Annotated in this window: 17 protein-coding genes; 13 read left to right on the top strand and 4 right to left on the bottom strand. The window is 55.7% G+C overall.

Translation table 11 applies throughout. The features are described 5' to 3' along the window. Positions 1 to 32: 32 nt before the first annotated feature. Both MHZ89_RS15095 and MHZ89_RS15090 read right to left on the bottom strand, forming a co-directional pair. Complete coding sequence (locus tag MHZ89_RS15095) at positions 33 to 1,766, bottom strand: tannase/feruloyl esterase family alpha/beta hydrolase (RefSeq protein ID WP_311783690.1); 1,734 nt, start codon at positions 1,764 to 1,766, stop codon at positions 33 to 35. Positions 1,767 to 2,084: 318 nt separating this feature from the next. Beyond that, positions 2,085 to 2,981 carry a LysR family transcriptional regulator gene (locus MHZ89_RS15090; RefSeq protein ID WP_311783689.1) on the bottom strand — a complete coding sequence of 299 codons (897 nt, stop codon included), beginning with the start codon at positions 2,979 to 2,981 and terminating at the stop codon, positions 2,085 to 2,087. Positions 2,982 to 3,310: 329 nt separating this feature from the next. Here MHZ89_RS15090 and MHZ89_RS15085 point away from each other — a divergent pair, with 329 nt between their 5' ends. From MHZ89_RS15085 to MHZ89_RS15060, 6 genes are all read left to right on the top strand, one after another. After that, complete coding sequence (locus MHZ89_RS15085; protein ID WP_311783688.1) at positions 3,311 to 3,520, top strand: tautomerase family protein; 210 nt, start codon at positions 3,311 to 3,313, stop codon at positions 3,518 to 3,520. After that, the gene (gene mhpD, locus MHZ89_RS15080) at positions 3,517 to 4,323 is read left to right on the top strand and encodes a 2-keto-4-pentenoate hydratase (protein ID WP_311783687.1); all 807 of its coding nucleotides are present in this window, start codon (positions 3,517 to 3,519) and stop codon (positions 4,321 to 4,323) included. The genes MHZ89_RS15085 and mhpD overlap by 4 nt, the downstream gene beginning before the upstream one ends. Beyond that, positions 4,320 to 5,099 carry a fumarylacetoacetate hydrolase family protein gene (locus MHZ89_RS15075; RefSeq protein ID WP_311783686.1) on the top strand — a complete coding sequence of 260 codons (780 nt, stop codon included), beginning with the start codon at positions 4,320 to 4,322 and terminating at the stop codon, positions 5,097 to 5,099. The genes mhpD and MHZ89_RS15075 overlap by 4 nt, the downstream gene beginning before the upstream one ends. Then, the gene (locus MHZ89_RS15070; protein ID WP_311783685.1) at positions 5,092 to 6,054 is read left to right on the top strand and encodes an acetaldehyde dehydrogenase (acetylating); all 963 of its coding nucleotides are present in this window, start codon (positions 5,092 to 5,094) and stop codon (positions 6,052 to 6,054) included. Before MHZ89_RS15075 ends, MHZ89_RS15070 begins: the two co-directional genes overlap by 8 nt. Further along, positions 6,051 to 7,055 carry a 4-hydroxy-2-oxovalerate aldolase gene (dmpG, locus tag MHZ89_RS15065; protein WP_311783684.1) on the top strand — a complete coding sequence of 335 codons (1,005 nt, stop codon included), beginning with the start codon at positions 6,051 to 6,053 and terminating at the stop codon, positions 7,053 to 7,055. Before MHZ89_RS15070 ends, dmpG begins: the two co-directional genes overlap by 4 nt. Positions 7,056 to 7,134: 79 nt before the next feature. After that, positions 7,135 to 7,725, top strand: coding sequence for a hypothetical protein (locus MHZ89_RS15060; RefSeq protein ID WP_311783683.1), 591 nt, complete (start codon positions 7,135 to 7,137; stop codon positions 7,723 to 7,725). A gap of 116 nt (positions 7,726 to 7,841) precedes the next feature. Here the strand turns inward: MHZ89_RS15060 and MHZ89_RS15055 are convergent, their stop codons facing one another. Continuing rightward, on the bottom strand, positions 7,842 to 8,900 hold the full coding sequence (locus MHZ89_RS15055; protein ID WP_311783682.1) for a YeiH family putative sulfate export transporter: 1,059 nt from the start codon (positions 8,898 to 8,900) through the stop codon (positions 7,842 to 7,844). Positions 8,901 to 9,117: 217 nt separating this feature from the next. Between MHZ89_RS15055 and MHZ89_RS15050 the strand changes: the two genes are divergently transcribed. From MHZ89_RS15050 to MHZ89_RS15035, 4 genes are all read left to right on the top strand, one after another. Continuing rightward, positions 9,118 to 9,717 carry a DsrE family protein gene (locus MHZ89_RS15050; RefSeq protein ID WP_311783681.1) on the top strand — a complete coding sequence of 200 codons (600 nt, stop codon included), beginning with the start codon at positions 9,118 to 9,120 and terminating at the stop codon, positions 9,715 to 9,717. A 383-nt stretch (positions 9,718 to 10,100) separates the two neighbouring features. Next, positions 10,101 to 11,285, top strand: a complete 1,185-nt coding sequence (locus tag MHZ89_RS15045) for a PLP-dependent aminotransferase family protein (protein ID WP_311783680.1) — start codon at positions 10,101 to 10,103, stop codon at positions 11,283 to 11,285. A 120-nt stretch (positions 11,286 to 11,405) separates the two neighbouring features. After that, positions 11,406 to 12,320, top strand: coding sequence for a LysR family transcriptional regulator (locus tag MHZ89_RS15040; protein WP_311783679.1), 915 nt, complete (start codon positions 11,406 to 11,408; stop codon positions 12,318 to 12,320). 141 nt (positions 12,321 to 12,461) lie between these two features. Continuing rightward, positions 12,462 to 13,049, top strand: coding sequence for a DJ-1/PfpI family protein (locus MHZ89_RS15035; RefSeq protein WP_311783678.1), 588 nt, complete (start codon positions 12,462 to 12,464; stop codon positions 13,047 to 13,049). A 77-nt stretch (positions 13,050 to 13,126) separates the two neighbouring features. Here MHZ89_RS15035 and MHZ89_RS15030 read toward each other — a convergent pair whose 3' ends face one another. Next, positions 13,127 to 15,154, bottom strand: coding sequence for a choline transporter (locus tag MHZ89_RS15030; protein ID WP_311783677.1), 2,028 nt, complete (start codon positions 15,152 to 15,154; stop codon positions 13,127 to 13,129). 231 nt (positions 15,155 to 15,385) lie between these two features. Here MHZ89_RS15030 and betI point away from each other — a divergent pair, with 231 nt between their 5' ends. From betI to betA, 3 genes are read left to right on the top strand one after another with little or no spacing between them, the layout of a single operon-like run. After that, on the top strand, positions 15,386 to 15,982 hold the full coding sequence (betI, locus tag MHZ89_RS15025) for a transcriptional regulator BetI (protein WP_311783676.1): 597 nt from the start codon (positions 15,386 to 15,388) through the stop codon (positions 15,980 to 15,982). Between the two features lie 12 nt (positions 15,983 to 15,994). Continuing rightward, positions 15,995 to 17,467 (top strand): betaine-aldehyde dehydrogenase, encoded by a 1,473-nt coding sequence (gene betB, locus MHZ89_RS15020; protein WP_311783675.1) that lies wholly within the window; start codon positions 15,995 to 15,997, stop codon positions 17,465 to 17,467. 27 nt (positions 17,468 to 17,494) lie between these two features. Further along, positions 17,495 to 19,174: a choline dehydrogenase gene (gene betA / locus MHZ89_RS15015; protein WP_311783674.1), complete on the top strand. Its 1,680-nt coding sequence runs from the start codon at positions 17,495 to 17,497 to the stop codon at positions 19,172 to 19,174. Positions 19,175 to 19,200: the final 26 nt, after the last annotated feature.

Below are 19,200 nucleotides of genomic sequence, written 5' to 3'. Positions count from 1 at the left end.
TCGCTTTCAGTCAGTTTCTCTGTGTAACGCGCTCAACGGCTGGGCTGATAAGGCTGATAAAAATCTGTTCCTGCCCAGTCATAATGCGTGTTGATCGCCGGTAAGGTTTTCGGCACATAGGACGACGCCTGCTTTACATCGCCTTTGCCATCCCACACCGCATAGCGCGGATAAGGGTAAACAGGACGCGACGCAGCACTAGCCGGGATGGTTTCCAGCTGCATATCGGCCCGCTCCATTTTCGCTCCTGGTGCCGGCCCGCCTTTAGCCGGAGGCTTGCCGCCTGCGCCGACAGGCTGGCCGAAGCTGTTCTTCTGCTGCGGTAAGGCCTGCCAGGTTGTCACAGCGTCAGGCGCCTTGCCCGCTTCCACCCAGTTCATCATCGGGGTGAGGAAATCGACCAGGCTCGGCCCTTCACCGTTTGAGCAGTGATAAACCCCAGGCAGCAGGTAGAGACGTTCAAAGGCCTGACGCTGTGAGGTGCCCATCTCTTTACCCAGCGCATTGTGGTACGCAATCGAATTCAGCGGAGAGATATGCGGATCGGCCCAGCCATGCCACACGATCAGCTTGCCGCCTGCTTTAGCGAACGCGCGTAAATCAGGATTAGTGGCGTCATAGAGGTTGTGCAGTTTGCTCAGCTCGGTGAACGTTTTGCTATCAAACTTCACTTCGCTGAGCGTAAAGGATGGCGACGGATTAGTGACAAAATTAACGTAACGCAGCGAGGAAAGCGCAATCATTGAACTCATCACCGGCTGGCTCTTTTCTTCGGGGATAAAAACGCCCTGCCACGCCAGCTCAGAGCCGTACTGCGGCCCGCCGACAATCAGCTTACGCCCGGTTTCATCGCGCGGCCCGTCGTAGAGTTTCTTCAGCGCGGTGAGCTGCGCGCTGCTCAAACATTTGCCATCCTGTTGATCCGCCTTACAGCGAAGCGTCTCCAGGTTGGGATAGCAGGCTTCCGGCGCGGCGATCAGGCCATCTTTCTGTCCGTCGAGCGCATCGCACTGACTGAGCACTGCCTGGTGGATCAAAGGCAGATCCTTAGCCGTCAGCAGCGCGTTACCTTCCTTGTCCCGGTTGCTGACAACCTGCCAGGCGTGATACATCGCGTTCTGCACCTGGAAGTTCATGGCCGCCGCGCCCGCTATGATGCCGTTAAAATCGTGCGGGAAACGCTGTGCCTCTGTCAGCGCTTCGCGTCCACCGTCGGAGCAGCCGTTGAAGTAGGCGTAAGCTGCCGGTTTGTGATAGAACGCGGCAATGAGCTTTTTCGCCGCCAGCGCGGTTAAATGTTGCCCACGCCAGGCAAAATCGCTGCGCTTCCGGGGATCGTTTCCCCAGTCCGCTTCATCTTCCCTGTGCCCCATATTTGTCGCCGCCACAGCAAAGCCGTTGCTGTTAAGCGGTGCGCACCCTGCCGCAGCGCCTGGCTGTAGCGTGATGGAGCCGCACAGGCCGCCACAGCCTGTCTGCATATAACGCTGATTCCAGTTGTCTGTCGGCAATAACAGGCGAAAACTGATTTCTGGTGCCAGCGTACCTTCTACCTGGCACCACTGCGCATTGTTCATTTTGATCGCCGCGGCGCTATCGACCCTGCTGCCTTTACCGCCGATATCGGTCAGGTCAGCCGATTTCAGGCTGTCGCAGCTAACGGCAGGTTTCAGCATCGCCAGATCGGCCGCATGGGCATCGGGCAGCATTAAAAAAAACGCCAGCAGTGAAAACAACTGCAGGCCATAAAAAAGCTTATTCTTCATAGGGTTTCCTGAGGTAATTCCGGGTGGGCTCAGTATAGATTTAGTGCGCATCCACACTGCGAAAACTTCTCCTGTACACAGTCAGCGTCTGGATAAGCTATGTAAGAAAATATTTTTTATATGACCTTAGCCCGCTGTTTAATTAGCGTGCGCAAGATATTTCCCGTCTGTTCTGGCCGACGCTTATCTCTTTTTGATGGCGGATAATATTACCGGTCAGCAAATGGCGGTTGATGGCGGGGCTGATTTATTCCGTTAGCAGCCTGCGTCAGCATCAGCCCTGGGATTGAGGGCTGTTTAATCCATCACCCGCTGGCATTAGACTGACAGCGAGCGTCTCCGCTGGCGCAATAATTTAAGAAAAGCCATTAAAACGGGCGAGTCGTCGCTCTTTCGGTAGAGGCAGCTCAGCTCAATATCCTGAAGTTCTAATGACAGCAACGGCCGGTATACCACTCCCTGCGGGTTAACATTTGCCGCGGACTCCGTCGTAATACAGATGCCAAACCGGCAGGCAACAAGCGCCATCGCCGTCATAACGTCATCGACCGCCTGTTCGATATTCAGGCTGACCCCTTCGTGGCGGAAAGCGTCTGACACAAGCTGCATCAGGCCATACATGGGCGTATTGGGATAGAGGATCATCGGCACGCTATCAAGATCAGCGAGGTGAATGACAGACTTTTTAGCCAAGGGGTGATCTTCATAAATCGCCACGATATAGGGTTCTCGCCTTACCCACTCCACGGCAATATCGGGTTCCTTTGGCACCAGCCGGTTGAAGCCTATATCAATTCGCTTCTCACGCAGCGCAGCTAACTGCTCAGCCTTACTCATTGAGTGCAGGCTAATTTTCACTCCTGGTCGCGCCTGGTGAAACTCACCGAGAAGCTGTGGAATAACGTTGAATATTCCCGAGCTAAATATGCCCACATCCAGCCGCCCAAGAAATCCTTTGCCTGCCAGACGGGTCTGTTCTGCGGCGTCCTGGGTCATTGATACAATCGTGCGTGCTTTCTCCAGCAACACATAACCGGCTGGCGTAAGCGCAACGCCTTTGCTGTTGCGTTCGAACAGGCGTGTCTCCAGGCTCTTCTCAAGCGCCTGGATGCTGCGGGTCAAGGGCGGTTGAGTAATATGTAAACGATCGGCTGCCCGTCCGTAATGCCGCTCCTCTGACAGAGCAATAAAATAACGCAACTGTTTTACATCCATGATTCACCCATGCCATAAAAGTATAATTTTTAGTGAACAATCGCTTTTAAGGTATCAAAGATAATTTGTTGCGTTTAATTTAACTTTTCCGTCGATGCGCGTTAATAGCTTGTTTTGTTAATCAGCTCACACATCATAATATTACTAAGGGAAGGGTTTTATATGCATTTTCCACATTATTATGATTTTTATTTATGAGTAATTTTTAAGATACCTTTTAAGTATTGTATAAATCCATTTAGGCATTGGATGATATTAATTCGTCCCGGCATGCTTTTACCTGCACTGCTTTTTTATGCAGCAACCTGTTAAGTAAAGGCGAGGTAAACATGCCGGTAATACATATTTCTTTAGTTGAAGGGCGCGACAGCAATAAAGTTAAAGCCTGTGTGAAAGCGGTTGCTCATACAGTTGCCGAAACGCTGGATGCCCCACTGGAGTCTATACGGGTTTACGCCACCTCAGTACCGAAAGCGCACTGGGCCGTGGGCGGGCAAACCAAAGATGAGACAACAGAGGGTTCAGGAGGCAAACCATGACGCCTGCTGAGAGAGAGGCTGCCGCCGCGTCACTTTATCAGGCCGCAGAGCAACGTCTGGCAATCGCCCCGCTACGTGAAAGCTGGCCCGGCTTAACCATTGAAGACGCCTATGACATCCAGCGCATTAACCACCAGCGACTGCGGGCGACAGGCGCACGTCGGGTCGGGTGTAAAATTGGATTAACCTCGTCGGCCGTCCAGAAACAGCTGGGCGTCGATCAACCCGATTTCGGCGTGTTGTTCAACACCATGTGTTATGGCGATGCCCAGCCCGTTCCTGCCTCTGTGCTGGCCCAGCCAAAGGTCGAGGCTGAAATCGCTTTCGTGCTCAAAAGCGACTTAACGATGAGCGAACCCGCTTTGCATGACGTTATTCGCGCTATCGATTACGCCCTTCCCGCTATCGAAATTGTCGGTAGCCGCATTCGCAACTGGGATATACATATCACCGATACCATCGCCGATAACGCCTCTTCCGGGGCGTTTGTACTCGGTGGTACGCCAAAACAGCTGGCTGACTTTGACCTTCGCCTGTGTGGAATGGTCATGACGCGACAGGGTGAACCGGTATCGACCGGCGCTGGTGCTGCCTGCCTGGGCCATCCGTTAAATGCCGTTGTCTGGCTGGCCCAAACCATGGCGCGTCTTGATACGCCGTTAAGAGCTGGCGATGTCGTTCTGTCAGGCGCGCTGGGGCCGATGGTCAGCGTTGAGCCTGGCGACATTATTGAAGCACGCATTAACGGCTTAGGAAGCGTGCGCGCGCACTTTGCCCCAGCGATTAGCGAGGATGCAGAATGAACATTCAACAGTTGGCGGAGCAGCTCGACAGCGCGGCGTACCATGCGCAAGAAATGGCTCAGTTTGACAGCGAAGGCAAGCTAAGCCTTGAAGAGGCTTACGCGATTCAGGCCGCCTCTGTTCAGCGCAGGCTGGCGCGCGGCGAACGACGCACAGGCGTGAAAATGGGCTTTACCAGCCGCGCCAAAATGCTCCAGATGGGCCTTAACGATGTAATCTGGGGACGGCTGACCGATGCCATGCAAATTGAAGAAGGCGGTATGGCGCAGAGTCACAAGTTTGTGCATCCGCGCTGTGAGCCGGAGCTGGCTTTTATTCTTAAGCGCCCGCTGGAAGGGAACGTAACAGCGCCGCAGGCGCTGGCCGCCGTTGAAGCCATTGCCCCGGCGCTGGAAATTATCGACTCCCGTTATAAAAACTTCCGCTTCTCGCTGCCTGAAGTTATCGCCGATAACGCCTCGTCCAGCGGTTTCGTTATTGGCCCCTGGGGCGACCCGCGTCAGGATTTCAGCAATCTCGGCCTCACGTTAAATATTAATGGACGCGTAGTGAACAGCGGCTCCACTGCGGCCCTGCTTGGTCATCCGCTGCGCTCGCTAATCGCCGCAGCCCGACTCGCCTCCCAGGCGGGTGAGCCTTTGCAGGCTGGATGGGTGGTTCTGGCTGGCGGCGCTACCGCAGCCGAATGGATCCAGCCGGGCGATTATGTTTCTGTCGAAATGGAATCCCTGGGCAGCGCTGGCTTCCACCTGGCCGCAGGAGAAAAACATGTCTGATAAACTCAAAGTCGCGATTATCGGTCCTGGCAATATTGGGACCGATTTAATGATGAAGGTGATGCAAAACGCGCAGCACCTTGAAATGGGCGCCATGGCAGGCGTTGATCCGCGCTCAGAAGGGTTAGCCCGCGCCGCTAAAGCAGGTGTCGCCATTACCGCGGAAGGTATTGACGGGCTGGTCGCCCTGCCCGTCTTTAAAGATATTGATATAGTTTTTGACGCCACATCGGCCAATGCTCATCCGCATCATAACGCTGTGCTGCAACAATACGGCATTCAGGTTATCGATCTGACGCCCGCGGCGATTGGCCCTTACGTGGTTCCGGCAATCAACCTGGATGAGGTAGAGGCCAGTAATATCAATATGGTGACCTGCGGTGGACAGGCCACTATTCCCATTGTGGCGGCGGTAGCTCAGGTCACGCCCGTCTATTACGCCGAAATTGTCGCTTCCATTGCCAGCTTGTCCGCCGGGCCGGGCACGCGCGCCAACATTGATGAGTTCACCGAAACAACGCGAAACGCGCTTGAGAAGGTTGGCGGCGCGAAACAGGCTAAAGCCATCATCATCCTGAATCCCGCCGAACCGCCAATCATGATGCGCGATACCGTCTATTTGCTTACCGCCGAAACGGATCGCCAGACCATTACTGACAGCATCGCGAAGATGGTGGCAAAAGTTCAGCAGTATGTTCCTGGCTACCGGCTTAAACAGCAGGTGCAGTTTGATGAGATGGACGCTGAACAGCTGGCGCTGACTCCCGCTGCACAACTGCAAAAGGGGTTAAGAGTCACCGTACTGATTGAAGTGGAAGGTGCCGCGCATTTTCTGCCTTCCTGGGCAGGCAACCTGGATATTATGACATCCGCCGCTCTCGCCTGCGCCGATCACCTTGCAGACCGTCGATTAAAAGCCGGTACTGCGCGTAGATTTGAGGGAACGCCATCATGACAGTTTACCTATCTGATGTGACGCTGCGCGACGGCAGCCACGCAGTGCGCCATCGTTATTCGCTTGAGCAGGTCAAAGCAATTGCTGGCGCGCTGGATCGGGCTGGCATAGAGAGCATTGAAGTCGCGCATGGAGATGGCCTTCAGGGATCCAGTTTTAACTATGGCTTCGGTGCGCATACGGACTGCGAGTGGATTGCCGCGGCTGCCGAAAGCGTCTCTCGGGCGAAAATAGCCACGCTGCTTATCCCAGGCATCGGTACGCTTCATGATTTGCGTAATGCACGCGATGCTGGCGTCAGCATTGTGCGCGTCGCAACGCACTGCACCGAGGCTGATGTTTCGCAGCAGCATCTTAGCTATGCGCGTGAACAAGGTATCGACGCGGTTGGCTTTTTAATGATGAGCCATATGGCTAGCCCGCAAAAGCTGGCGCAGCAGGCGAAGCTGATGGAAAGCTATGGCGCCAACTGCGTTTATGTCGTGGATTCCGCCGGCGCGATGAATATGAATGACATTCGCGAGCGCTTTCGCGCGCTTAAGGATGTGCTTGATGCCAGCACTCTGACAGGTATCCACGCTCACAATAACCTTGGTCTGAGCGTCGCCAACTCCATTGCCGCTCTGGAAGAAGGCTGCAACCGTGTGGATGCCAGCTTATCCGGTATGGGGGCTGGCGCGGGCAATACGCCGCTAGAGGTGTTTGTTGCCGCCATCAGTAAAGCTGGCTGGCAGCACAGCGCCGATCTTTATGCACTGATGGATGCGGCTGACGACCTCGTTCGGCCTCTACAGGATCGACCGGTACGCGTAGACCGGGAAACCCTGGCGCTAGGTTACGCGGGCGTTTACTCCAGTTTTCTGCGTCACGCAGAGGCCGCAGCCAAAAAGTATGGGATCAAAACCGTCGACATTCTGGTTGAACTGGGCCGACGACACATGGTCGGCGGCCAGGAAGATATGATCGTCGACGTCGCACTCGACCTGAGTAAGCAGGCATAAACCGCAATAATTCTGCGTCGCAGATGGTGGCGGCAACATCACAACAGCAGGTTTGCCGTTCACCGTATGGAGAGTATTTATGAACACCCTTACCCTACAAATCCTGTTAACGATAACGACGCTGGGCTACAGCGCGATCCCGGCAATATTTGACAGTAATGCAACCCATATGACGAATCCGCGCTGGGTTCCTCACGCCCGTTTTCATGTGGTCTGGCAGGTCATGTCCTATATCGGCTTTGCACTGATTGCGCTGTGGCTCATCTGGGGAATGGAATTTGACGGACATCTCTGGCTGGCGGCGGCGATGTCAGCGGCTGCCTATGCCGGTTTCTTTTTCGCCGTCTTTGCACGCCGCCTTTATGGAGGCGGCACTTACGACCCTAACGGCGTTGTGCCCTGGCGTCCCCCCGTCCTTGGCCGCTGGTGTGCCTTTGAAGTCAACATTACCCTTTTTACTTCCACGGTAATTATTCTGCTGATGGCCATTATCGGCATGCTTATCCCACAGGATGTGCAGGATAACTCAGCGTTAATGATTGCCATATGGAGCGTAATGTCAGTGCTTTTCGTTCTGCTGATGGCAACGCTGCTGATGTTTGTCGGCGCCTTTATTTTAGGTCGCCGTAATCAGCTGGAGCCGCATGAAAAAGGCGCATTTGAAAAGTAGACGGCTCGACAGTCGCGCGCAGTTAGCGATTACGAGAGCAGCTTGCAGCGTTTCCACTGCGCATTGAAAATGGCTGAGATGCCTTAACAGGGCATCTCAGCTTTATCTCACCCTCCTCAGCTAAAGAAGTGGTGAACCGCAACGTTAATTACTCCCCCACCCAGGATTAACCAGATAAACAGCATCAGACCCAAAAGCAGCGGGCGCAGCCCTGCTTTTTTCAGCTGACTAATATGGGTCGTCAAACCAAGCGCCGCCATCGCCATCGCCAGCAGCACATTGTCGGCTTGATTAATAATGGCAATTGTCGGGGCTGAAAGCAGATGAGCAGAGTTAAACAGTGCGACCAGAATAAATCCGAGCGCGAACCACGGGAAAATAAGTGGCTGTTTTGCGCCGCCCGGCGCAGGCGAACCGCGACGCACCATCAGGCCGATAATCACCAGGAACGGCGCCAGCATTAATACGCGCAGCATCTTGGTAATTACCGCTGCATTTTCGGTTTCACCGCTAATGGCATGGCCTGCCGCCACTACCTGCGCCACCTCATGCATAGTTGAACCGGTGTAAATACCAAATTCCGTCAGGCTGACGCCCGGCAGAAGCGGCGCAACCTGATGCCAGATAAACGGATACAAAAAGATGGCGGCGGTACCAAAAATAACCACTGTCGCAACGGCGACGGCAACTTTTGAGGCGGCGGCTTTGATGACCGGCTCAGTAGCCAGTACGGCCGCCGCGCCACAAATGCTGCTTCCGGCACCGATAAGCCATGCGGTTTCGCGATCCAGCTTTAAGATCCGGCGGCCCAGCCAGCAGGCGAGCATAAAGGTGCTTGTCAGGGTCAGCAGATCAATGATGACGCCGCTGATACCCACATCAAGCACCTGCTGAAAGGTGAGGCGAAAACCGTAGAGAATGATCCCAAGGCGCAACAGCTTCTGTTTGGCAAACTGCACGCCTTCGTCGCAGTGCGTATGCAGAGCGGGATAAAGCGTATTACCGAGGATTATGCCGCCGATAATCGCCAGCGTCAGCGCGCCCAGACCAAGTTGAGCCACAGACGGCAGGTTGCCAAGCCAGGCCGTAATCAGGGCGATAGCGGCGGTAAGCAGCAGACCGGGGGCAACATGCCTTAATCCGCTTTGGCATTTATGTAGCGTTAATGTAGTCATATCTTCTCCTCTGTGCCCTGATCATGGAGAAAAACGGCTACTAAGAAAAATTCATTATATTGTTAGAACAAATCTGAATAAGTGGTAAAGCGCGTCAAAAAGGGTGATATGGGCTTCAGACCAGGTTAAAAATTATCTGAACGACCACTATTCTGAAACGCGCTTCTCCGGCCATTCTGAGCCGCAAAGCGCTTTCACAAAATCCAGGGAGAACAGAATGCGTTCCGTTGTCATTAGCGCGATCGTTGCCGTTGTGGGCGGCATCGCTGGGGCAGCTCTGACCCAGAGTGATATGCTGCGGCCTGCAAAGCCGGCACTGTCGTCGTCGGTTGATCCGGATCTGGGCTGGACAGCGCCCGCGGTAAGCGGCTATGGCAAAATCCACTACGAAGCGGACGCCGCGTTTCAGCCCAGCGCCGCGCTCAGCAACAAAGTGGTTTTTAAGGTAAGCCGCGGCGCGGAAAACCGGGGCCAGGTTAACCCGGCGCTGGAGCAGGTTGCGCAAGTGGTGAATACCTACGTGGCGGCGGGCGTACCGGTGCAGCAGCTGAAATTTGTGGTGGCGGTAAACGGCGAGGCGACGTCGGCGATGCTGGATAACGCTCATTTTAAAGAGCGCTTTGGTATGGATAACCCCAACCTCCCGCTTATCTCGGAACTGAAAAAACAGGGCGTTCAAGTTACCGTATGCGACCAGGCGCTGGCCTGGCACCGCTATGATCCGCGCTGGATTGCCAAGCCTGTGATCCATACTCTTTCGGCGCTCACGACGGTTACCACCCTGCAAAACCAGGGCTACGCGCTGCTGAGCATGTAATTACCTCCAGGTTAACGGAACGGCTGGCTGGCACGCGCTCTGTCAGATGCGTGCTGGCTTAGTTCTCTTCTTAGCTAAAATGCTCTCTTTAACTCTATTCAGTTAAACGACCTTATTCCCGTTACGTAATGGCGGGTTTAAATAACCTGCGGCGTAAGCAGCTATGTTTTCCAGGCGCAATTATCCTGCTGCGAAATAAATGCGCGCCTCCCTGTTGACGATGAATTAAGCAAATAACGTAAGTAAAACCACGGCTCATCATTAACCGCTGTAATAATGGAAAAATTAATGCCGGGTTGCGCAGATAGAGCGCAGAAAGCCATTATCAGAATCAATGAACTGTGTTATCTAAACAGGGTTAAATTTAGAAAAAGGTAACATCTATGTTGTCGCACAACCTGGCCCACAGAGTTAAACATCTGCAATCATCTGCAATACGCGAGCTGCTGAAGCACAGCAAAATGGAAGGCGTTATATCCCTTGGCGGCGGTATCCCGAACCCTGATCTGTTCGATACCGAGGGGCTACAGATAGCGATGGACCGCCTGATGACAACAGATCGGCGCGACGCGTTTCAGTATGGACTCAGTGAAGGCGATCCGAAATTAAGAGAGGCGATCGCTCAGATTATGTCTGAACGCGGCATCGACTCGACACCGGATGACATCGTCGTGACATCTGGCTCTCAGCAGTCGCTGGATCTACTGGCGAGAGCGTTAATCAACCCCGGCGATACCATTGTCGTTGAGCGCCCAACCTATCTGGCCGCGCTTCAGGTCTTCCAGCTGGCGGAAGCCCGTCTGGCCTCTGTCGGCACCGATGGCGAAGGGATGATCGTTGACGAACTCGAAGAGCTGGTGAAACGGCAAAAGATCAAAGCCGTCTATATTGTGCCTACCTTTGGCAATCCCAGCGGCGTGACCCTTTCCGCCTCTCGCCGTCAGAAGCTGGTGGCGTTAGCGCAAGAGCACGATTTTATTATCTTCGAAGACGATCCCTACAGCGAAATTAACTTCACCAACGAAACGTTCAGGCCTCTCAAATCATTTGCGCAAGAGATAAAGGCAAGCGATCGCGTTATTTATACCTCGACCTTCTCAAAGATCCTGGCACCTGGCGCACGCGTAGGCTGGATTTCACTGCCCGACTGGCTGAAACAACAGGTGGTCATCCTTAAACAGGCGACAGACTTGCATACCAGCTCTTTGTCACAGTCCCTGACGCGTCACTATTTAGAAACCGGCAGATTAGCGTCGCAGATAGATTTAATCCGTACGGAATATAAAAAGAAATGCGATGCGCTTTGCGCGGCGCTTCAGTCTGAGATGGGCGAGCGTATTCGCTTCCATCGTCCGCTTGGTGGAATGTTTCTGTGGGCCACCTTTAACGATGAATTTAATACCACCGAATGGTTAAAATCGACCCTGCAAAACGGTGTGGTATACGTGCCTGGTGAATTCTTCTACTGTGATAATCCTGATAAATCAACGTTACGTTTATCGTATGTCACCGTTTCTGAAGATAATCTGCTAAAAGCAGCCCAGAGACTTAAAGCCTCGCTGCCCTAACCTAATGGTTAGCCGAAGCCCTAATTTTTAATAAGGGTTTCTCTCCCCGCCCGCTCTTTTCTGTATCCGCGCTGCTCTGTTAGATACACTGGGGGCACAGGCACCCTGCTTCGGTTAACCATGGCAACTGATACCCCGATTGAATTAAAGCATCTGCACACGCTGCTGGCCCTTAAGCGTACCGGCAGCCTGACGCGCGCCGCGATGGCGTTGCACGTTACGCAGTCCGCACTCTCACAGCAGATAAAATTTCTGGAAGATCACTACGGCATTACGCTGTTTTTAAGAAAAACATCGCCGGTTATCTTCACACCTGCCGGTAAACGCCTGCTGCAGCTGGCGGAAAACGTTGTCCCTGCCTTGCAGGCGGCCGATCGCGATCTTTATCAGTTTGCAGACGGCCAGCGCGGTGTGCTGCGCGTCACGCTGGAGTGCCACACCTGCTACGAATGGCTGATGCCGGTGATGGATGCGTTCCGAAAAAAATGGGATGACGTTGAAGTTGAGATAGTTTCAGGGTTTCAGTCCGATCCGGTGGGGCTGCTGCTGCAAGACCGGGCCGATGTCGCCATCGTGGACGAGGTTGAAGAGACTGATAATCTGGTTCACCACCATCTGTTTGAATATCAAATGCTCGGCGTTTTGCCGGTAAACCATCCCCTGGCCGCCCGGCCCTGGCTTGAGGCGGAAGACTTTGCTGATAAGACGTTGATCACCTATGCGGTGCCAGAGGAGCGTATTGATGTCATCAGAAAACTGCTTAAGCCGGCCGGCATTGCTGTTCGCCGTAAAACAACGGAGCTGACGATGGCCATCGTTCAGCAGGTTGCCAGCGAGCGCGGAATCGCAACTCTGCCTGTCTGGGCCGTGGCGAACTATGCGCAAAAAGGCTATGTAACAACCCTGCCGATCACCGAGTACGGGCTGTTTTCCGATATATGGCTGGCGGCGCTGCCTGAAAAGTCCGGTATCGACTATGTGAATGATTTTGTTGCCCTGGTAAGAGAACATCACGCAGCCATGCTTTCCCATTAGTCCGCTTCGTCTCTGGCTCGGTTGCAGGAAAGCCCTTCCCTCAGCCCAGGATACTGTCAATTGCGGGATAACCAGGATATAAATGAAACGCTGTTTTACTTTTATTTGATCCGTTCCAGATGACAGTTGCAAGGAGAGAGGATGTCAAAGAAAGCTGCACTCTTACTGGCGCCCGGCTTTGAAGAAGCCGAGGCCTTTATTACCCTCGATATACTTAGCCGCCTGGGGATTGAGGTGAAGACCATCGCCTGCCATCCCGAGCGTCAGGTGGTCAGCTATCACGGTGTAGTCACGCTTGCCGATCTGCTGCTTGAAGAAAAGCAGCTCCCGCTGTTCGATGCGGTGATTATTCCCGGCGGCCCGGAAGGTACCACCAGCCTTGCCGCGAATCCGGCAGTCAGCACGTTTATCCAGCGCCACGACGAGGCGGGCAAGCTCATCGCGCCCATCTGTTCCGCAGCAGCGCGCGTGCTGGCGGGCAACGGACTGTTGAAGGGACGTCGCTACACCTGCTCCGGCGAGCTCTGGATGCACTATGAGGATGGCGAGTATGTGATGGCGGACGTGGTTGAGGATGGCAACCTGCTCAGCGGCAGAGGGCTGGGCGTCGCCTTTGATTTTGCTTTTACCCTGGCCGTTCGTCTGACCGGCAAAGCGGGCGCTGCGGATTTCCAGGCGGAGCATATCTACTATGACCGCTGGCGCAGCGCGCGAATGACTGGCGGGTAAAAGCGGCATCCCTGCTCGCTTCTTCTGCGCGCCTTAGCGCGACGTTTACCCTGTGGCCTGTAGCGCCAGCCGGAGCGTTACAGGCTGGGGAACGTTACGCTGTTGCCCGGCGCTTCACGATGAAGATGGATAAAGTTCAGGTGACGCTCGTACTGATCGAGAATATTGATAATCACCTGCTCTTTGCTGTAGTCCATCAGATCGTTGCCCTGGCTCCCTTCCAGCAGGAAGGTTTCCAGCCGGTAATAGGTCGATTTACCGCTGCGCGCGCGGTAGGTAAAGCCCGGCACCGAATATTGCTGCGGCCACACCTGATAAACGAAATCCTGCTCTTCGCCCAGGTTTACGCGCAAATCGATATAGCCCAGCGCGTTATCTTCTGCTTCATGGCGATCGAGCGTGACGCGACCACCACGCAGCTCCAGCTCTTTCGCAACCTCCTGCATCGCGGGAAAGATCACGCTGTCCATCATCTGCTGGGTATAGCGCGAGCCAGGGTAGTTCATCAGACGCGACAGGCGCTTTTTCCAGCTCAGGCGATCGCTGCTGGCCGCCAGATAGGGCGCCGTATCGCGGCTGGCGCTGGCGCGGCGATAATCTTCCACCTTCAGCGATTTATAAAGACCGGCCATAACAAAGAAGATCACGAAGCTGAACGGCAGCCCCATAATCACCGTGGTGTTTTGCAGCGCGGAGATGCCGTTGGTCATCAGCATGCTCAGCGTCAGCACGCCAATGGCGACAGACCAGAAGATACGCAGCCAGTTCGGCGCATCGCTGTTGATATCCTTCAGCTTCGAGGTGAAGTTGCCGAGCACCAGCGAGCCTGAATCCGCCGACGTGACGTAAAACAGCATCCCGGTGATGGTCGCCACCGAAGCGCTCAGCTTAAAGGCGGGATACTGCTCCAGCAGCAGATAGAAGCCGCGTTCCGCATGCGCCATCACTTCCTGCGCAAATCCGGCGTTGCCGTGAATGATCTCATAGAGCGCGGCATTACCGAATACCGACAGCCACAGCAGCGTGAAGGTAAAAGGAATAATCAGCGTGCCCAGCACGAACTCGCGAATGGTGCGCCCGCGTGAAATGCGCGCCAGAAACAGGCCGACGAACGGCGACCAGGCGACCCACCACGCCCAGAAGAAGAGCGTCCAGCTGTTCATCCACTGCGTGGGGCGATCGAAAGCGAACGTATTAAGCGTCATGCCCATAAAACGGTTGATATAGTCGCCGACGTTGAGCACCAGCGCGTTAAGCAGGAAATCGGTTTTGCCGAAAAAGAGCACGAACAGGATCAGGCCGAGCGCCAGCGCCACGTTCAGTTCAGAGAGAATGCGAATGCCCTTATCGACGCCGGACGTGACCGAAATCGTAGCGATAACGACCGACAGCACGATCAACGCGGTCTGCGCCGCCAGCCCCTCGGGAATATTGAACAGAACGTTCAGGCCGTAATTGAGCTGTACGACGCCGATGCCGAGCGTAGTGGCGATGCCGAAAATCGTACCGACCACCGCTGCGATATCGACGGTATGTCCGATGGGGCCGTTAATACGTTTGCCGAAGATGGGATAGAGCGCCGAGCGGATGGTAAGCGGCAGGTTGTAGCGATAGCTGAAGTAGCCCAGCGCGATGCCCATTAGCGCATACATCGACCAGCCAGTCAGACCGTAGTGGAAAAGCGTCCAGATCATTGCCTGACGCGCGGCTTCAAGCGTTTGCCCCGCCCCTTCCGGGGGCTGCATATACTGCGTCACCGGTTCAGCCACCGAGAAAAACATCAGGTCGATACCGATGCCCGCGGCAAACAGCATGGCGGACCAGCTCAGCAGGCTAAACTCCGGCTTTGACTGTTCCGGGCCGAGCTTAATTGCGCCAAAGCGCGAACAGGCCATAAACAACACGAATACGATGTAAAGCGTAGCGGCCAGCATGTAATACCAGCCGAACGTAGACGATACCCAGTTCACTGCCGCCTGGATCCATGCGCCGGCCTGTTCGCTGTAGAGTATCGTCACCAGTGAAAATGTCAGAATCAGCCCGGCCGAAAAATAGAACACTACGGGATTGATTCTGTCCTTTTCACTTGCAGGTGGATTAGTCATCAGTTACCTCTGGTTTATAATAAATTCAACAGGTTATATTGTCCTCCGCGTGTCAACGCGTCTCCTTTATTTTTCTCCTCCTGACAATTAAGCGTAGCGGTAAAGCCTGAAGCGATACGTTGCGCTTTGCAACAATCAAGGCACAGTATCCTAACAACTTTCTTTTTTATATTGAACGTTCAATCAATAAAAGTTCTAATAGTGCACTTGTGTTAGGGCGGAGCGCTTGTCATGCCAAAGGTGGGAATGCAGCCGATACGACGTCGGCAACTGATTGATGCAACCCTGGAGACGATTAATGAAGTCGGAATTAACGACGCCACTATCGCGCAGATTGCGCGGCGTGCAGGCGTATCGACCGGCATCATCAGTCACTACTTCAAAGACAAAAACGGCCTGCTGGAAGCCACCATGCGTGACGTCACGCGCCAGCTGCGCGACGCGGTGGCGAGCAGGCTGAAGCCGCTGGCTGGCGCCAGCACCGAAGCGCGCCTCTGCGCCATCGTCGAGGGCAACTTCGATGAAAGCCAGCTGCATAAGGCGGCGATGAAGGCCTGGCTCGATTTCTGGTCGAGCAGCATGCATCAACCCCAGCTTAACCGGCTGGAGCGCGTCAGCAGCAGCCGACTCTTCTCATCGCTGGCCGCGGAGTTTCGCCGCGAGCTGCCGCGCGAGGCGGCGCGGACTGCCGCTTATGGCCTGGCGGCCCTGATAGACGGCCTCTGGCTGCGCGCGGCGCTGGGCGGCAAGCCGTTCGATTTACAGCTTGCGCTTTCGCTCACTACCCAGTTCATTCGTCAGCAGTTAGCTGGCAACACTCATTCCTGATAAGGAGGAACCATGTCCCGATTCGCAGAGCAGCACCTCTATATTGATGGCGCTTATGTCCCCGCAGCGGCTGGCGACACCTTTGACACGATCAACCCCGCCAACGGCGAAGTGCTGGCGAAGGTTCATGAAGCAGGCCGCGCTGACGTTGATCGCGCCGTTGCAGCCGCGCGTAAAGGCCAGAAAGTCTGGGCGGCGATGACCGCCATGCAGCGCTCGCGCATTCTCCGCCGCGCGGTGGATATTCTGCGCGCGCGCAACGACGAGCTGGCCGCGCTGGAAACCCTGGATACCGGCAAGCCGCTGAGCGAAACCGCCAGCGTCGATATCGTCACCGGCGCAGACGTGCTGGAGTACTACGCGGGCCTGATCCCGTCGCTGGAGGGGCAGCAGATCCCGCTGCGCGACACCTCTTTCGTTTATACGCGCCGCGAGCCGCTCGGTGTGGTCGCGGGCATCGGCGCGTGGAACTACCCGATTCAGATTGCGCTGTGGAAATCCGCGCCAGCGCTGGCAGCGGGCAACGCGATGATCTTTAAGCCGAGCGAAGTAACGCCGCTTACCGCCTTGAAGCTGGCGGAGATCTACAGCGAAGCTGGCGTGCCCGACGGCGTTTTCAACGTCCTGCCGGGCAGCGGCGCGGTCACCGGCCAGCTGCTGACTGAGCATCCCGGCATCGATAAAGTCTCTTTTACCGGCGGCGTCGCTAGCGGTAAAAAAGTGATGGCCAACGCGGCAGGATCGACCCTGAAAGAGGTCACCATGGAGCTGGGCGGGAAGTCGCCGCTGATTATTTTCGACGATGCCGATCTCGATCTGGCCGCCGATATCGCCATGATGGCCAATTTTTACAGCTCCGGCCAGGTCTGCACCAACGGCACGCGCGTCTTTGTACCGGCCAGCCTTCAGGCGGCGTTTGAAGAGAAAATCCTGGCGCGCGTCGCGCGCATCCGCGCTGGCGATCTGAACGATCCAGAGACTAACTTTGGCCCGCTGGTGAGCTTCAGCCATCGCGATAACGTTATGCGCTACATCGAGAGCGGCGTTGCGGAAGGCGCGCGCCTGCTGTGCGGCGGCAAACGCATGCAGGGCGCGGACTTCGACAACGGTGCCTGGGTCGAGCCCACCGTCTTTACCGACTGCCGCGATGAGATGACTATCGTGCGCGAAGAGATCTTCGGGCCGGTGATGTCGATTCTGACTTACCAGAGCGAAGAGGAAGTGGTGCGCCGCGCCAACGCGACGGAGTATGGCCTGGCGGCTGGCCTGGTCACTCAGGATCTCAACCGCGCGCACCGCGTTATCCACCAGATTGAAGCGGGTATCTGCTGGATCAATACCTGGGGCGAATCGGCCGCAGAGATGCCGGTTGGCGGCTACAAGCACTCCGGCGTTGGCCGGGAAAACGGGCTGATGACCCTGCAGAACTACACCCAGGTGAAGTCTGTGCAGGTCGAGCTGAGCCGTTTTCAGTCTGTATTTTGATTAATGATTAAACCTGAGGAGCGACTAATGGAATTTGATTACATCATTATCGGAGCCGGATCCGCAGGAAATGTTTTGGCTACCCGACTGACCGAAGAGAGCGATGTCACTGTTCTGCTGCTGGAAGCGGGTGGCCCTGATTACCGTATGGATTTTCGCACGCAGATGCCTGCGGCGCTCGCCTACCCTTTACAGGGAAAACGTTACAACTGGGCTTACGAGACCGAGCCGGAACCCTATATGAACAACCGCCGCATGGAGTGCGGCCGCGGCAAAGGACTGGGTGGCTCATCGCTGATCAACGGCATGTGCTATATCCGCGCCAATGCGATGGATCTCGACGGCTGGGCGGAGGCGCCGGGCCTGGAGTCCTGGCGTTATCTCAACTGCCTGCCCTACTACCGCAAAGCGGAAACGCGCGATATCGGGCCGAATGACTATCATGGCGGCGATGGCCCCGTCTGCGTGGCGACGCCGAAGGCTGGCAACAATCCGCTGTTCGCCGCTATGGTTGAAGCGGGCGTCCAGGCGGGCTATCCGCGCACCGAAGACCTTAACGGCTACCAGCAAGAGGGCTTCGGCCCGATGGATCGCACCGTCACGCCGCAGGGCCGCCGCTCCAGCACCGCGCGCGGCTATCTCGACCAGGCGAAAAACCGGCCGAACCTGAAAATCATTACCCATGCCACCACCGATCGCATTCTGTTCGACGGCAAGCGCGCCGTCGGCGTGCAGTATCTGCTGGGCGCGAGCAACACGTCGCATCAGGCGCATGCGCGGCGTGAGGTGCTGCTCTGCGCTGGTGCTATCGCATCCCCGCAAATCCTGCAGCGTTCCGGCGTTGGCGCTGCCGACCTGCTGAACTCCTTTGACATTCCCGTGGTGCACGACCTGCCCGGCGTGGGCGAAAATCTTCAGGATCACCTGGAGATGTATCTGCAGTACGAGTGTAAAGAGCCGGTTTCGCTCTACCCCGCGCTGAAGTGGTGGAACCAGCCGAAGATCGGCGCAGAGTGGATGTTTAACGGCACCGGCATCGGCGCCAGCAACCACTTTGAGGCGGGCGGCTTTATCCGCAGCCGCGAAGAGTTCGCCTGGCCGAATATTCAGTATCACTTCCTGCCGGTCGCCATTAACTACAACGGCTCGAACGCGGTTAACGCCCACGGTTTCCAGTGTCACGTCGGCTCGATGCGCTCGCCGAGCCGCGGCCATGTGCGTATTAAATCGCGCGATCCGCGTCGTCATCCGGCCATTCTGTTCAACTACATGTCCAGCGAGCAGGACTGGCACGAATTCCGCGATGCGATCCGCATTACGCGCGAGATTATCAATCAGCCTGCGCTGGATAGATTCCGCGGCCGCGAGATCAGCCCCGGCGTGGCGTGCGAAACCGACGAGCAGCTGGATGAGTTTGTGCGTAACCATGCGGAAACTGCCTACCATCCGTGTGGCACCTGCAAAATGGGCAGCGACGAAATGGCGGTAGTGGATGCGGAAGGACGCGTGCATGGCATGGAAGGACTGCGCGTTGTCGATGCGTCGATTATGCCGCTGATCATCACCGGCAACCTGAATGCGACGACCATTATGATCGGCGAGAAAATCGCGGATAATATTCGCGGTCGCCAGCCGCTTCCCGCCTCGACGGCAAGCTACTTTGTCGCTGGCGAGACGCCGGTGCGTGGCGAACCGCTGCGTCAGTAGTCCGCTTTAGCCCGCTACGGCGGGCT

Origin of the sequence: Pantoea sp. ACRSB (assembly GCF_022346905.1) — a bacterium.
Taxonomy (GTDB): Bacteria; Pseudomonadota; Gammaproteobacteria; order Enterobacterales; family Enterobacteriaceae; genus Pantoea; species Pantoea piersonii.
The sequence above is the reverse complement of the archived record's forward strand: the minus strand, read 5'-3'. Positions and strand labels throughout refer to the sequence as shown.